Source organism: Streptomyces sp. NPDC054783 (assembly GCF_053611725.1).
In genome coordinates this window covers 207265-221633 of record NZ_JBSHAY010000007.1, presented here as the reverse complement: position 1 = coordinate 221633, position 14369 = coordinate 207265, and the positions used below count along the sequence as shown (strand labels likewise).

The 14369-nt window shown below is 72.3% G+C and carries 11 protein-coding genes; all 11 read right to left on the bottom strand.

The window, feature by feature from the left end; genetic code table 11:
* Positions 1–98: 98 nt before the first annotated feature.
* Complete coding sequence (locus ACWGJ5_RS15780) at positions 99–1127, bottom strand: isopenicillin N synthase family dioxygenase (RefSeq protein WP_453310368.1); 1029 nt, start codon at positions 1125–1127, stop codon at positions 99–101.
* A gap of 276 nt (positions 1128–1403) precedes the next feature.
* The gene (locus ACWGJ5_RS15775; protein ID WP_453310280.1) at positions 1404–2048 is read right to left on the bottom strand and encodes a TetR/AcrR family transcriptional regulator; all 645 of its coding nucleotides are present in this window, start codon (positions 2046–2048) and stop codon (positions 1404–1406) included.
* A gap of 4 nt (positions 2049–2052) precedes the next feature.
* The gene (locus ACWGJ5_RS15770; RefSeq protein WP_453310279.1) at positions 2053–2787 is read right to left on the bottom strand and encodes an enoyl-CoA hydratase family protein; all 735 of its coding nucleotides are present in this window, start codon (positions 2785–2787) and stop codon (positions 2053–2055) included.
* Positions 2784–4352, bottom strand: a complete 1569-nt coding sequence (locus ACWGJ5_RS15765; RefSeq protein WP_453310278.1) for a 4-coumarate--CoA ligase family protein — start codon at positions 4350–4352, stop codon at positions 2784–2786. Before ACWGJ5_RS15765 ends, ACWGJ5_RS15770 begins: the two co-directional genes overlap by 4 nt.
* 25 nt (positions 4353–4377) lie before the next feature.
* Complete coding sequence (locus ACWGJ5_RS15760) at positions 4378–5538, bottom strand: acyl-CoA dehydrogenase family protein (protein ID WP_453310277.1); 1161 nt, start codon at positions 5536–5538, stop codon at positions 4378–4380.
* A 7-nt stretch (positions 5539–5545) separates the two neighbouring features.
* Positions 5546–7399, bottom strand: a complete 1854-nt coding sequence (locus ACWGJ5_RS15755) for an acetyl/propionyl/methylcrotonyl-CoA carboxylase subunit alpha (RefSeq protein ID WP_453310276.1) — start codon at positions 7397–7399, stop codon at positions 5546–5548.
* 8 nt (positions 7400–7407) lie between these two features.
* The gene (locus ACWGJ5_RS15750) at positions 7408–9006 is read right to left on the bottom strand and encodes an acyl-CoA carboxylase subunit beta (protein ID WP_453310275.1); all 1599 of its coding nucleotides are present in this window, start codon (positions 9004–9006) and stop codon (positions 7408–7410) included.
* Positions 9003–10679 (bottom strand): acyclic terpene utilization AtuA family protein, encoded by a 1677-nt coding sequence (locus ACWGJ5_RS15745; protein WP_453310274.1) that lies wholly within the window; start codon positions 10677–10679, stop codon positions 9003–9005. The genes ACWGJ5_RS15750 and ACWGJ5_RS15745 overlap by 4 nt, the downstream gene beginning before the upstream one ends.
* A complete protein-coding gene (locus ACWGJ5_RS15740; RefSeq protein WP_453310273.1) occupies positions 10676–11470 on the bottom strand; it encodes a TIGR03084 family metal-binding protein in 795 nt (264 codons plus the stop codon). Before ACWGJ5_RS15740 ends, ACWGJ5_RS15745 begins: the two co-directional genes overlap by 4 nt.
* A 90-nt stretch (positions 11471–11560) precedes the next feature.
* Positions 11561–13282 carry an NAD-dependent malic enzyme gene (locus ACWGJ5_RS15735; RefSeq protein WP_453310272.1) on the bottom strand — a complete coding sequence of 574 codons (1722 nt, stop codon included), beginning with the start codon at positions 13280–13282 and terminating at the stop codon, positions 11561–11563.
* 98 nt (positions 13283–13380) lie between these two features.
* Complete coding sequence (locus ACWGJ5_RS15730; RefSeq protein ID WP_453310271.1) at positions 13381–14322, bottom strand: EamA family transporter; 942 nt, start codon at positions 14320–14322, stop codon at positions 13381–13383.
* Positions 14323–14369: the final 47 nt, after the last annotated feature.

Sequence of the window (14369 nt, the reverse complement as noted above, 5' to 3'; positions counted from 1 at the left end):
CCGCGGGCCGGTCGTGGCCTGTCGCGCCCGCGCGGCGGAGCCGCATGCCGGCACGGCCCCGCCCCCCTTGAAAACCAGGGCCCTGAGGGCCCTGATTTTCATGCTGCCGCAAGCAGACTCGCATGGTGTTTCTCCGCCACCAGCGGATGTGCCCTCAGCTTGCCCTTGAGTTCGTTGTAGCCGTACTCGGCGTACAGCGGGTTGGAGGGGTCGGTGGTGATGCCCGGTGCCTCGGAGGCGTGCGGGAACGGCAGGAGCTCGACCTTTGCGTCCAGGCGGGGGTTGTAGAAGAACGGGACCGAGAAGCGTTCCGTGGCTCCGGGCGGGCTGACCACGCGGTGGTTGGTGGCGAGGAGGTAGCCGTTGGTGGCGACTTCCAGGAGTTCGCCGAGGTTGACGACGAAGGCACCGTCGAGGGCCGGGACGTCGTGGAAGAGGCCGTCCTCGCGCTGGACCTGGAGGCCGCCGACGGTGTCCTGCAGGAGCAGGGTCAGGAAGCCGTAGTCCTTGTGGGCGCCGACGCCCTGGTCGGTGCCGTCGCCCGCGCTGCCGGGGTAGCGGACGAGCTTGAGGTGGGGGTGGGCACGGTCGCCGAAGACCGGGTCGTAGAAGTCGGCGGGGGCGCCGATGGCGGCGAGGAGTTCGTGCAGGAGGCGGTCCGCGACCGAGCTCAGCTTGTCGATCCAGGCCAGGGCGGCGGTGCGCAGCTCGGGGAGGGCGGTGGGCCACTGGTTGGGGCCCTGGAGCCACCAGTACGGGGGTTCGCCGGGGGCGGGGACGCGGGCGGGGCGTTCGGCGCCTATGTCGAGCTGGTCGCGCCAGTCGCGGGCGCCGGCGGTACGTTCGTCGCCGGTGCGGGTGTAGCCGCGGAAGTGCGGAGAGTTCACGTTGTCCAGGGCGAGCCGGTCGGCCTCGGGGAGGGCGAAGAAGGCGCGCATGGCGGTGAGCAGCGCGTCGGTCTCGGCCCGGGTCACACCGTGTCCGACGAGCTGGAAGAAGCCGACGTCGTGGGCGGCGCTGTGCAGCTGGGCGTGGAGCCTGGCGCGGGCCTGGGGGCCTTGGCCGGCGGCCGACAGGTCGATGATGGGGAGCTGGTCGTACGACGGGGTCGCCGTCGTGGTGTGCATCGCAGTGTGCGTCGTGGTGTGCGTCGTGGTGTGCGTCGTCATGGGTGCGTCCACAGGGTTGTGTGGGCCACGGGCAGGCCGCCGAGGGTGTGGGCGGCGTCGCCCCGGGTGCCGTAAGAAGATGCCGTAAGAAGGCGGAAGAAAAGAGGCTGAATCAGGCCGAAGGCCGACAGCCCATGCTCGTGACGCGCACGTAGTCCACGTGGCGGCGGCGGACGAGCATCGGAAGCATGGGGCAAGGGTAACGCTCCGTGCCGGATACGGGTGTGGCCCGCTTCACTGCGGGTCCGGTCCGTCGGCTCGGCCGAGGGCCTGGTCCAGCAGATCGGCCCACTGGGCGACGACGCGTGTGCGGCGGGTGGTGTCGTCGGTCAGGAGGTTGGCCAGACCGAGGCCGCGGGCCATGTCCAGCAGGCCCTGGACGGTTTCGCGGACGCCGGGGCGGCACTCGTCGGCGCCGAGGAGATCGACGGCGATGCGGTGGGTCTCGCGGCCGACGCGGGCCTCCAGCTCGGTCACGCGGCTGCCCAGCTGGTCCTCGTTGGAGGCGGCGACCCACAGGTGCAGGGCGGCGCGGAAGAGGGGGCCGGTGTAGAGGTCGACGAGGGCGGCGACGACGGCGCGGCGGTCGGCGGGGCCGGCCGGGAAGAGTTCCCGGAGGGCGGTGGAGCGCTCCTCGGCGACGTATTCGACGGCGGCCGTGAACAGGTCCTCGCGGGTGGGGAAGTGGTGCTGGGCGGCGCCGCGGGAGACTCCGGCGCGTTCGGCGACGACGGCGACGGTGGAGCCCGCCCAGCCGTGTTCGGCCAGGCAGGCCACGGCGGCCTCCAGGAGCCGCTGCCGGGTGGCCCGGCTGCGGTCCTGCTTGGGGGCGCGGTCGCGCTCCTTGGGCAGGCCGTCGCGTTGCGCCGTCGTGCTCATCCGGTCACACCACCCATGCCGCGTCCCGTCTTTCCAGGAAGGCCGTCATCCCCTCCCGGGCCTGGGCGGAGGAGAACAGCCGGGCCGAGAGCGCGGTCAGATCCGCCGCGTCCCGGTCGAATGTTTCCAGCACCCTAGCCGTGAGCAGCTGTTTCGTCTCGGCCAGGCCCTGGGGTGAGGAGCGGCGCAGGCCGTCGAGGATCGGAGCGAGGGCGTCGTCCACGTCGTCGCCGGTGACGGTGAGGAGTCCGACGCGTACGGCCTCGGGTGCGTCGAAGCGTTCGCCGGTGAGGAAGTAGCGGGCGAGGGCGCGGGGGTCGGCGCGCGGGATCACGGGGAGGGAGATCACCGCGGGGGCGACGCCGATGCGGACCTCGGTGAAGGCGAAGGTGGCTTCGGTGGAGGCGGCGGCGATGTCGCAGGCGGCGAGCAGGCCGAGGCCGCCCGCGCGGACGTGGCCGGTGACGCGTGCGACGACGGGTTTGCGCAGTTCGAGGATCTGCCGGAGCAGGCCGGTGAGGGCATCCGGGTGGGGCGGGTCGCGCAGGTCGGCGCCGGCGCAGAAGGTGGTGCCGGTGTGGGTGAGGACGACGGCGCGTACGTCCGGGTCCTTGCCGCAGTCGGTGAGCGCGTTCACGAGGTCGGAGACGAGCGCCGCCGAGAGGGCGTTGCGGGTGCCGGTGGCGTCGAGGCTGAGGGTTTCGACGGCACGCGCGCGTGTACGGCTGATCATTGTCACGGCAGCTCCCTCAGTTCCCGGCGCAGTATCTTGCCGGAGGCGGCGCGGGGGACGGTGTGGATGAAGGTGACCTGGCGGATCCGTTTGTAGGGTGCGACCCGTTCGGCGACGTACAGCATGATCTCGTTCTCCGTGAGCTCCTCGGCGTCGGGCCTGCGGACGACGAAGGCGTGCGGGACTTCGTTGCCGTCGTCGTTGTAGGAGCCGATGACGGCGGCGTCGGCGATGCCTGGGTGGGTGAGCAGCAGGGCCTCCAGTTCGGCGGGGGCCACCTGGAAGCCCTTGTACTTGATGAGTTCCTTCACCCGGTCCACGACGAACAGCCAGCCGTCCTCGTCGACGTGTCCCACGTCCCCGGTGTGCAGCCAGCCGTCGGCGTCGATCAGCGCGGCGGTGGCGTCGGGGCGGCCGAGGTAGCCCTTCATCACCTGGGGGCCGCGGATGAGGATCTCGCCGGGCTCGCCGGTGCCGAGGTCCTTGTCGGGGTCGTCCAGGGAGACGATGCGCATCTCGGTGCCGGCGATGAGCCTGCCGACCGTGCCGGCGGGGGCGTCGTGCAGCCGGTCGAGGGGGACGACGTGGGTGCCGGGGGACAGTTCGGTCATGCCGTAGGCCTGGCCGATCGGGGGCAGGCCGAGCCGCTGCGAGCAGGCGCGGGCGAGGGTGGCGTCCAGTGGGGCGGCGGCGCTGATGACGTACTTCAGGGAGGAGAGGTCGTAGCGGGCGACGGCCGGGTGCTTGGCGAGGGCGAGGACGATGGGCGGGGCGACGTACAGGCCGGTGATGCGGTGCGTTTCGATGGCCGCGAGGAAGGTCTCCAGGTCGAAGCGGGGCAGGACGACGACCGTGGCGCCCTTGCGCAGGGGCGCGTTCATCAGGGCGGTGAGGCCGTAGATGTGGAAGAAGGGCAGGACGGCCAGGATGCGGTCGCCGGGGGCGGCCGGAACGGCGGGTTCCAGCTGGGCGAGGTTGGTGGCGATCTGCCGGTGGGTGAGCATCACGCCCTTGGGGACGCCGGTGGTGCCGGAGGAGTACGGCAGCGCGGCGATGTCCTCGGCCGGGTCGAGGGCGGGCCGCGGCTCGGGGGCGGTGGTGGCGAGCATGTCGATCAGGGAGCGGTGCCCGGACGCGCTGTCGCACACGAAGATCTCCCGTATGCCGCCCGCGAGTTCGGCGGCGCGGCGGGCCGTCTCCAGCAGGGGCGAGACGGTGACGATCCAGCGCGCGCCGCTGTCGCCGAGCTGCCTCGCGAACTCCTCGGGCGTGGCGAGCGGGTGCACGGTGGTGACGGAGGCACCCGCGCGCGTGGCGGCGTAGAAGGCGGTCGGGAAGGCGATGGTGTTGGGGCTGTGCAGGGCGAGGACGTCGCCCTTGCGGACGCCCGCGTCGGCGAGACCGGCGGCGACGCGCCGGTGGAACCGGTCCACCTGCTTGTACGTGAGCGTGGTGCCGTCCGTGCCGTCGATCAGGGCGGGTCGCTCGCCGAACTCGGCGGCGCGCCCCAGGACGGCCTCGTGGATGGGGAGGGCTACGGGCGGAACGTCTGCGTACTCGCTGCGGAACACGGTTCCTCCAGGCGGATGCGGCGGCCTAGTACGACTTGGGCAGGCCGAGGCTCTGATGGGAGACGTAGTTGAGAATCATCTCCCGGCTCACCGGAGCAATACGAGCCACGCGTGCGGCCGTTATCAACGAGGCGAGCCCGAACTCGCGGGTGAGCCCGTTGCCGCCGAGGGTGTGCACGGCCTGGTCGACGGCCTTCACGCAGGCCTCCCCGGCCGCGTACTTGGCCATGTTGGCGGCCTCGCCCGCGCCGACGTCGTCACCGGCGTCGTAGAGGTGGGCCGCCTTCTGCATCATCAGCCGGGCCAGTTCCAGGTCGATGTGCGCCTGCGCCAGGGGGTGGGCGATGGCCTGGTGGGCGCCGATCGGGGACTTCCAGACGGTACGGTCGCGGGCGTACTCGATGGCCTTGGACAGCGCGTACCGGCCCATCCCGATGGCGAACGCGGCGGTCATGATCCGCTCGGGGTTCAGACCGGCGAACAGTTGCAGCAGACCGGCGTCCTCGTCGCCGACGAGGGCGTCGGCGGGCAGCCGTACGCCGTCCAGGACCAGCTCGAACTGCTTCTCGGCGGCGTTGAGCTCCATGTCGATCGGCCGCTTCTGGAAGCCCTCGGCGTCCGTCGGGACGATGAACAGGCAGGGCTTGAGGCGTCCGGTGCGGGCGTCCTCGGTACGGCCGACGATCAGGACGGCGTCGGCCATGTCCACGCCGGAGATGAAGACCTTGCGGCCGGTGAGGAGCCAGTCGGTACCGTCACGGCGGGCCGTGGTGGTGATGCGGTGGGAGTTGGAGCCGGCGTCGGGTTCGGTGATGCCGAAGGCCATGAGGCGGGTGCCGTCGGCGATTCCGGGCAGCCACTGCCGTTTCTGGGCCTCTGTGCCGAAGCGGGAGATCACCGTGCCGCAGATGGCCGGGGAGACCACCAGCATGAGCAGGGGGGAGCCTGCTGCCCCCAGCTCTTCGAGCACGATGGACAGTTCGGCGACGCCGCCCCCACCGCCGCCGTACTCCTCGGGGAGGCTGACGCCGAGGTAGCCGAGTTTGCCGGCCTCGGTCCAGAGTTCGGTGAGGGGTTTGCCCGCGGCGACGGTCTGGACGAGGTAGTCACGGCCGTAGCGTTTGCCGAGGGCGGCCACCGCTGAGCGGAGGGCTTTGTGCTCTTCGGTTTCGATGACGGGAGACATGAGGCTCCTAAGAAGAGGTTTCCTGCACTACGGCGAGCAACATTCCTGGTTCCACCTGCTGGCCGGTCCTGGCATGCAGCGCGGTCAGCGTTCCTGTGACCGGCGCCGAGATCTGGTGCTGCATCTTCATCGCCTCCAGCCATATGAGGCCTTGACCGGCCTGAACCGTTGCCCCTTCCGCCAGGCCCTCGGCGATGCGGACGACCGTGCCCGGCATCGGTGCGAGCAGCGAACCGGGGGCGAGCTGGGCGGTGGGGTCGGGGAAGCGGGGCAGGGCGGTGAGGCGGGTGGAGCCGACGTGGACCTCGTCGCCGTACGCCGCCACCGTGAACCGGCGCTCCACGCCGTCGACTTCGAGTACGACCAGTCGCGCGTCGGCGTGCACGACGCGCACCCCGTCGGCCGCAGGCCCCTGCCTCGCGTGCCAGTAGCGGACCTCGTGCTCCTCCCCCGCCACCGCGTACCGCTTCACCTGCGGCTGTGCGGGCAGGTTGCGCCAGCCGCCGAAGCGGGAGCGGCCGTGGGCGTCGGCGAGGGCGGCGGCGAGCGGGGCGTACGGGTCGGGGGCGGACTCGGTCAGTGCGGTGAGGTGGCGGTCGTAGAAGCCGGTGTCCATGCGCCCGCTGGTGAACTCCTCGTGGCGCAGGGAACGGACCAGCAGGTCGCGGTTGGTGACCGGGCCGTGGAGCTCGGCGCGCTCCAGTGCTCCGGCGAGCCTGCGGACCGCCTCCGCGCGCGTGGGTGCGTGGGCGACGACCTTGGCGAGCATCGGGTCGTAGTGGACGCCGATGGTGTCGCCGTCGGTGCAGCCGGTGTCCAGGCGGACGCCGGGCGGTACGGCGAGGTGGTGCAGGGTGCCGGTCTGGGGGGTCCAGTCGTGGGCGGGGTCCTCGGCGTACAGGCGGGCCTCGATCGCGTGGCCACGCGCGCGTGGCGGGTCCTTCTCGAGGGCCCCGCCCTCCGCGATGCGGATCTGTTCCGCGACCAGGTCGATGCCGAACACCTCCTCCGTGACGGGGTGTTCGACCTGGAGGCGGGTGTTCATCTCCAGGAAGTGCGCGCGGCCGTCGGCGACCAGGAACTCGACGGTGCCTGCGCCCTCGTAGGCGACGGCGCAGGCGGCCTGTACGGCCAGCGCGTACAGGTCCTGCGTGAGCTGCTCGGAGAGGCCGGGTGCCGGGGCCTCCTCGATGACCTTCTGGTGGCGGCGCTGGAGGGAGCAGTCGCGGGTGCCGAGGGGCCAGATCGTGCCGTGGGTGTCGGCGAGGATCTGCACCTCGACGTGGCGGCCGTGCTCCAGGTAGGGCTCGATGAACACCTCGCCGTCGCCGAAGGCACTCGCCGCCTCGGCGCGTGCGGCCTGCAGTGCGGCGCTCAGCTCCTCCAGCCGGCGCACGATCCGCATCCCGCGCCCCCCGCCGCCGGCGGCCGCCTTCACCAGCACCGGCAGGTCGGCCTCCGTGACCTGCGCCGCGTCGAGGGGCGCGAGGCCCATCAGCTCCTTCGCGCGGGTCTTGGACGCCATCGCCTCGATGGCCTCCGGCGGTGGGCCGATCCAGGTCAGGCCGGCGTCGAGGACGGCGCGGGCGAAGTCGGGGTTCTCGGAGAGAAAGCCGTAGCCGGGGTGCACGGCGTCCGCGCCGGCGGCGAGGGCCGCCTTCACGATGAGGTCGCCGCGCAGATACGTCTCGGCGGGCGCCGCGCCCGGCAGCCGTACCGCCGTGTCGGCCACGCGCGTGTGGAGCGCGTTCTCGTCGGCGTCCGAGTGCACGGCGACCGTCCGGATTCCCAGCTCACGGCAGGTGCGGAAGATCCGGCAGGCGATCTCGCCCCGGTTGGCGACGAGCAGTGTCGTAATCACGTGATGCCTCACATCCGGAAGACGCCGAAGCCGCCGCGCGCGCCCTCGTAGGGCGCGGTGTGGATGGCGGACAGGCACAGGCCGAGGACGGTGCGGGTGTCGCGCGGGTCGATGACGCCGTCGTCGTACAGCCGCCCGGACAGGAACATCGGCAGCGACTCGGACTCGATCTGCTGCTCCACCATGGCGCGCAGGGCGGCGTCCGCGTCCTCGTCGTACGGCTGCCCCTTCGCCGCCGCCGACTGCCGGGCGACGATCGACAGCACGCCGGCGAGCTGCTGCGGGCCCATGACGGCGGACTTGGCACTCGGCCAGGCGAACAGGAACCGGGGGTCGTACGCCCGCCCGCACATGCCGTAGTGGCCGGCGCCGTACGACGCCCCCATGAGCACGGACAGGTGCGGGACCCTGCTGTTGCTGACCGCATTGATCATCATCGAGCCGTGTTTGATGATCCCGCCCTGCTCGTACTCCCTGCCGACCATGTAGCCGGTGGTGTTGTGCAGGAAGAGCAGCGGGATGTCGCGCTGGTTGGCGAGCTGGATGAACTGGGCGGCCTTCTGCGACTCCGCGCTGAACAGGACGCCCTGGGCGTTGGCCAGCACCCCCACCGGATATCCGTGCAGGGCGGCCCAGCCGGTGACCAGGCTGGTCCCGTACAGCGGCTTGAACTCGTCGAAGTCGGAGGCGTCGACGATCCGGGCGATGACCTCGCGCGGGTCGAAGGGGGTCTTCAGATCGCCCGGGACGATGCCCAGCAGTTCCTCCGGGTCGTACTTGGGAGGGGCCGCCGGACCGGGATCCGGGTACGCCTTGCGGTGGTTGAGCCGGGCCACGACACGGCGGGCCTGGCGCAGCGCGTCCGGCTCGTCGACGGCGAAGTAGTCGGCGAGGCCCGACACGCGCGCGTGCATCTCGGCGCCGCCCAGGGACTCGTCGTCGCTCTCCTCGCCGGTGGCCATCTTCACCAGCGGCGGACCGCCGAGGAAGACCTTCGCCCGCTCCTTGACCATGATCACGTGGTCGGACATGCCGGGGACGTAGGCGCCGCCGGCGGTGGAGTTGCCGAAGACGACCGCGACGGTCGGGATCCCGGCGGCGGAGAGGCGGGTGAGGTCGCGGAAGATGGCGCCGCCCGGGATGAAGATCTCCTTCTGGGACGGCAGATCGGCCCCTCCCGACTCCACCAGGCTGATGCAGGGCAGCCGGTTGGCGAGCGCGATGTCATTCGCACGGAGGGCCTTCTTCAGGCTCCACGGGTTGCTCGCACCGCCACGCACGGTCGGGTCGTTGGCGGTGATCAGGCACTCCACGCCCTCGACCACACCGATGCCGGTGACGAGCGAGGCGCCGACCGTGTAGTCACTGCCCCAGGCGGCCAGCGGGGACAGCTCCAGGAAGGGCGTGTCCGGGTCGAGCAGCAGCTCGATCCGCTCCCGTGCGAGCAACTTGCCGCGCTTCCGGTGCCGTTGGACGTACTTCTCACCGCCGCCCGCGAGCGCCTTGGCGTGCTCGGCGTCGAGTTCGGCGAGGTTGGCGAGCATGGCCTCGCGGTGGGCCCGGTAGTCGGGACCGGCCGGGTCCAGGGCCGAGGTCAGGGTGGTCACAGCAGGGCCTCCGGGATGTCCAGGTGGCGGGAGCGCAGCCATTCGCCGAGGGCCTTGGCCTGCGGATCGAAGCGGGCCTGCGCGGCAACGCCGGCGCCGAGGATGCCCTCGACGACGAAGTTGACCGCGCGGAGGTTCGGCAGCAGGTGCCGGGTGACGGGCAGGTCCCGGCTCTCGGGGATCAGCTGCCGGAACCTTTCGGCGGTCAGCTCGTGCGCGAGCCACCGCCAGGCCTCGTCACTGCGGGCCCACACGCCGACGTTGGCGTTCCCGCCCTTGTCCCCGCTGCGGGCCCCGGCGACCAGGCCGAGGGGTGCGCGGCGGGTCGGACCGGGTGGCAGGGGGTCGGGGAGCGGCGCGGCCGGTACGTCGTCCAGGGGCTGAGTGTCCTGGGGCACCGGCACAGGGATACGGCGTCCGTCGTGGAGGACGGCCATATGGTCTACGGCGCCATGGGGGACGTACACATCCTCGAAGACTCCATAAGGCGAGCCCTTCCCCGGTGGGGAGAGCACATGGAAGCCCGGGTAGCTGGCCAGCGCGAGCTCCACGGCGGCACCGCTCAACGCCCGTCCGACGACCCGCTCGTCCGGGTCCCGTACGACGAGCCGCAGCAGGGCGCTCGCGGTCTCCTCGGTACCGGCGTCGGACCGGTCGGTGCGCACGAGTTCCCAGCGGACCTCGGTGGGCGGCGACTTGGCGAGGGCGTCGGTGAGCTGCGCCCGCACCAGCTCGGCCTTTTCCTCGATGTCCAGTCCGGTGAGGACGAAGACGACCTCGTTGCGGAAGCCGCCGAGCCGGTTGAGCCCGACTTTCAGGGCCGGCGGCGGTGCCTCGCCCCGCACGCCCTCGATCCGCACCCGGTCCGGCCCGTCCTGGCTCAGCCGTACGGTGTCCAGCCGGGCGGTGACGTCGGGTCCGGCGTACCGGCCGCCACCGGTCTCGTACAGCAGCTGCGCGGTGACCGTGCCGACGTCGACCAGGCCGCCGGTGCCGGCGTGCTTGGTGATGACGCTGCTGCCGTCGGCGTGGATCTCGGCGAGCGGGAAGCCGGGCCGGCGTACGTCCCCCTCCCGGAAGAACGCGTAGTTCCCGCCGGTGGCCTGCGTCCCGCACTCCAGCACGTGTCCGGCGACGACGGCGCCCGCGAGCCGGTCGTGGTCCGTGGGGCCCCACCCGAAGTGGGCGGCGGCGGGCCCGGTGACGAGGGCCGCGTCGGTCACCCGCCCGGTGACGACGATGTCCGCACCCGCCCGCAGGCACGCGGCGATACCGAAGCCGCCCAGGTAGGCGTGCGCGGCGAGCGCGCCGGGGTGGGAGGCGGTGAGGTCGTCGCCCTCGACATGTGCGACCCGCACACCGATGCCCAGCCGCTCGGCCAACTGCCCGACGGCTCCCGCCAGTCCGGCCGGATTGAGCCCGCCCGCGTTGGTGACGATCTTCACCCCGCGCTCGTGGGCGAGGCCGAGGCAGTCCTCCAGCTGGCGCGGGAAGGTGCGGGCGTAACCGGCGCCGGGTTCCTTCAGCCGGTCGCGGGCCAGGATCAGCATGGTGAGTTCGGCGAGGTAGTCGCCGGTGAGGACGTCGACCTCGCCACCGGTGAGCATCTCGCGCAGGGCGTCGAAGCGGTCGCCGTAGAAGCCGGAGAAGTTGCCGATGCGCAGGCCGGTCACGCCGGATCCTCCTTCGGCGGGCGGCCGCCGCCGGGCGGGCCCGCGAAGGCCTGGGCGATGTCCAGCCAGCGGTCGGCGTCCGGGCCGACGGCGGTCAGGGCGAGGTCGGCGCGGTGGGCGCGCTGGGTGACGAGGAGGCAGAAGTCGAGGGCGGGGCCGGTGACGCGCTGTGGGGCGCTCTCCGGGCCGTACGCCCACACCGCGCCGTCCGGCGCGGTCAGTTCCACGCGGAACTCTTCGGCGGGAGGGGTGAGTCCGTGGACCGTGTGGGCGAAGTCCCGGGTGCGTACCCCGAGTCGCACCACATGCTTGAGCCGGTCGGTGGGTGGGAGCACCACACCCAGGGCGTCGGCGATGTCCAGACCGTGGGCCCAGGTCTCCATAAGGCGGGCCGTGGCCATGGAGGCGGCCGACATGGGCGGGCCGTACCAGGGGAATCGGGCGCCGGGTGGGGCGTTGCGCAGGGCCTGGTCGAGGGCGGCGCGCCCCTCGCGCCAGGTCGACAGCAGCTCGGCGGGCGCGAGCCGAGCGCCCTCCTCCGCGCCCTCGTCCACGAAGGAGCCGGGGGCGGCGAGCGCCTTCTCGACCAGCGCCTGGAAGGCGCCGGCGTCGGTGACGGCCAGCAGGGCCGAGCGGTCGGTCCAGGCGAGGTGGGCGATCTGGTGGGCGAGGGTCCAGCCGGGCGCGGGGGTGGGCAGCGCCCACTGCTCGGAGCTCAGCTCGGCCACGAGCAGGTCGAGTTCCTCGCTCTCGGCACGCAGGTCGTCGATGACGGGCGTCGGGTCGGCCATGGGGGGAGCATGGCAGTGGCCGCAGAAACAATCAAGCGTGCTTGCATTAATTTGGCCGGCTGGTTTTCACAGGGGTCGGGGACCGCCCCCTCACACCGCTTCCACCGGCGGATACACCGGTTCCCAGCGTGCCGCGCGCACCGCCGCCTCGATGTCGTCGCCGTCCAGGTCGGCCCGGGCGACGCCGTCCGCCGTCGCCGCGCGGACCACGGCCACGGCGACCGCCTCCGACGTGCCGCGCAGGTCCCGGATGGGCGGGAGGACCGGTGCGTTCAGCCGGGTGGCGTCCGTGTCGCCGCCGGTGCGGCGGGCGACCGCGTCCGCCGCCGCGCGGAGCATGCGGTCGGTGACCCGGGAGGCGCGGGCGACGATCACGCCGAGGCCGAGGCCGGGGAAGACCAGGGCGTTGTTGGCCTGGCCGATCTCGTACGTCCTCCCGTCCCGCTCGACCGGCGCGAACGGGCTGCCCGTGGCCACCAGCGCCTTGCCGTCCGTCCAGTCGAGCAGGTCGGCGGGAGTCGCCTCGGCGAGGTCGGTGGGGTTGGACATGGGCAGGATGATGGGGCGTTCGGTGTGCCGGGCCAGCTCGCGGACGAGCGCCTCGGTGAAGGCGCCGCTCTGTCCGGAGGTGCCGATGAGGATGGTCGGCCGGACCCGCCGGACCACCTCGTCGAGGGGGATGCCGGGCAGGCTGTCGTCGCGCCGCCAGCCGTCCACCTCGTCGGCGGGGCGGGCGTAGGGCTGCTGGAAGTCGCGGAGCTTGTCGCCCTGGTCGGCGGTGAGCAGCCCGTACCGGTCGACGCACCAGAACCGGGCGGTGGCCTCGGCCGGGGACAGACCCTCGGCGACCAGGGCGTCCCGCAGCTGGTCGGCGACGCCGATGCCGGCGGTGCCCGCGCCGAAGACGACGATCCGGTGCCGCGGCAGGGGCACGCCGACGGCGCGCACGCCGGACAGGACGGCGGCGAGGTTGACGGCACCCGTGCCCTGGATGTCGTCGTTGAAGGTGCACACCTGGTCGCGGTAGCGGTTCAGGATGCGACGGGCGTTGGCGGTGCCGAAGTCCTCCCAGTGCAGCAGGGCGTTCGGGAAGAGCCTGGTGGCGGCTGTGACGTAGGCGTCGATGAAGGCGTCGTACGTCTCCCGGTCGGCGCGGGGGTGGCGATTTCCGAGGTAGAGGGGGTTGTCGAGGAGTTCCTTGCGGTTGGTGCCGACGTCGAGCATGACCGGCAGGGTGCGGCGCGGGTCGATGCCGGCGGCGGCGGTGTAGACGGCGAGTTTGCCGACCGCGATGTCGATGCCGCCGACGCCCCAGTCGCCGATGCCGAGGATGCCCTCGCCGTCGGTGGCCACGATCAGGTCGACGTCGTCGGCGCCGCGGCCGCTCGCGCGCAGGGAGCGCTCGATGTCGCCGGGGGCGTCCACGGAGAGGTAGATGCCGCGCGGGCGGCGGTACTCGTTGCTGTAGCGGCGGATGGCCGTGCCCACGGTCGGCGTGTAGACGATGGGCAGCATCTCTTCGAGGTGGTCGCCGACGAGCCGGTAGAACAGCGCCTCGTTGCGGTCGTGCAGGGCGGTCAGATTGACGTTCTTCGCCAGGTCGCTGGGCTGTGTCCGGTACTGGGCGTAGGCGCGCTCGACCTGTTCGTCCTGGGTGAGCACATGGGGCGGGACCAGTCCGACGAGATCCAGGGCCCGCCGCTCGGCCTCGGTGAACGCCGTGCCGCGGTTGATCCGGGGGTCGGCCAGTACGGCACGGCCACGGGAGGTGATCTTCAGCGGGCGGGGGCTGGTGTCGCTGTTGCCGGTCACACCGTCCACTCTTGCACAGAGCAAACTCCGCTGCGCACACCGGAGGTTACTCTGCGTCACCGGCAGGCCTGGGGGCCGCACTGCGCCAGGGCGGCCCCTCAGGCCTCCGGGACCGGTTCCACCTTGGCCCTGCCTCGGCCCACCTGGGTGCGGACCGCGCCAATGCTCGCCGCGATGACCAGGGCGATCGCGGCGGCCTCCGTCAGGGACAGGGACTGGCCGAGGATCAGGAAGCCGGCCGTCGCGGCGATCGCCGGTTCGAGGCTCATCAGGATCGCGAAGGTGGAGGCGGGCAGGCGGCGCAGGGCGAGGAGTTCGAGGGTGTAGGGCAGGACCGAGGAGAGCAGGGCGACCGCCGACCCGAGGGCCACGGTGGTGGGGTTCAGGAGGCGGGTGCCGGCCGAGGTGATGCCGATGGGGAGGAAGAGGAGGGCCGCCACCGCCATGGCCAGGGCCAGGCCGTCCGCCTGGGGGAAGCGGCGGCCCGTACGGGCGCTGAAGAGTATGTAGACCGCCCACATGGCGCCGGCGCCCAGAGCGAAGGCGACACCTGTGGGGTCGAGGTCGCCGAAGCCTCCGCCGCCCAGCAGGAAGACGCCGAGCAGGGCCAGGCCCGCCCACAGTGCGTTGATCGCGCGGCGGGAGGCCAGGACCGAGAGGGTCAGGGGGCCGAGCACCTCCAGGGTGACCGCCGGGCCCAGCGGGATACGGGCGACCGCCTCGTAGAAGAGGCCGTTCATCGCGCCCATGGCGATACCGAACGCGATCACCGTGCCCCAGTCGGTGCGGGAGTGGCCGCGCAGCCGGGGGCGGCAGACGAGGAGGAGGACCACGGCCGCCGCGAGGAGGCGGAGGGTGACGACGCCCGGCGCGCCGGCCCTCGGTATCAGGGTCACCGCCAGGGCCCCGCCGAACTGGACCGAGATGCCGCCGGCCAGCACCAGGCCGACCGGGCCGAGCGAGCCGAACGAGCCGAAGCGGCGGCGCCTTCCGGCGGGAGTGACCGGTGTCGGCGCTGCGGTGCTGGAGGTGGCGGTCACGGGCGATCCTGTGCTTGATCGGGTTCGTTCATCTAGATGTACTACTG

What these genes read in the sequence shown, in the direction of transcription:
- ACWGJ5_RS15780 (WP_453310368.1), bottom strand. Translation starts at nt 1,127, where the DNA reads ATGCACACCACGACGGCGACCCCGTCGTACGACCAGCTCCCCATCATC.
- ACWGJ5_RS15775 (WP_453310280.1), bottom strand. Translation starts at nt 2,048, where the DNA reads ATGAGCACGACGGCGCAACGCGACGGCCTGCCCAAGGAGCGCGACCGC.
- ACWGJ5_RS15760 (WP_453310277.1), bottom strand. Translation starts at nt 5,538, where the DNA reads ATGTCTCCCGTCATCGAAACCGAAGAGCACAAAGCCCTCCGCTCAGCG.
- ACWGJ5_RS15740 (WP_453310273.1), bottom strand. Translation starts at nt 11,470, where the DNA reads ATGGCCGACCCGACGCCCGTCATCGACGACCTGCGTGCCGAGAGCGAG.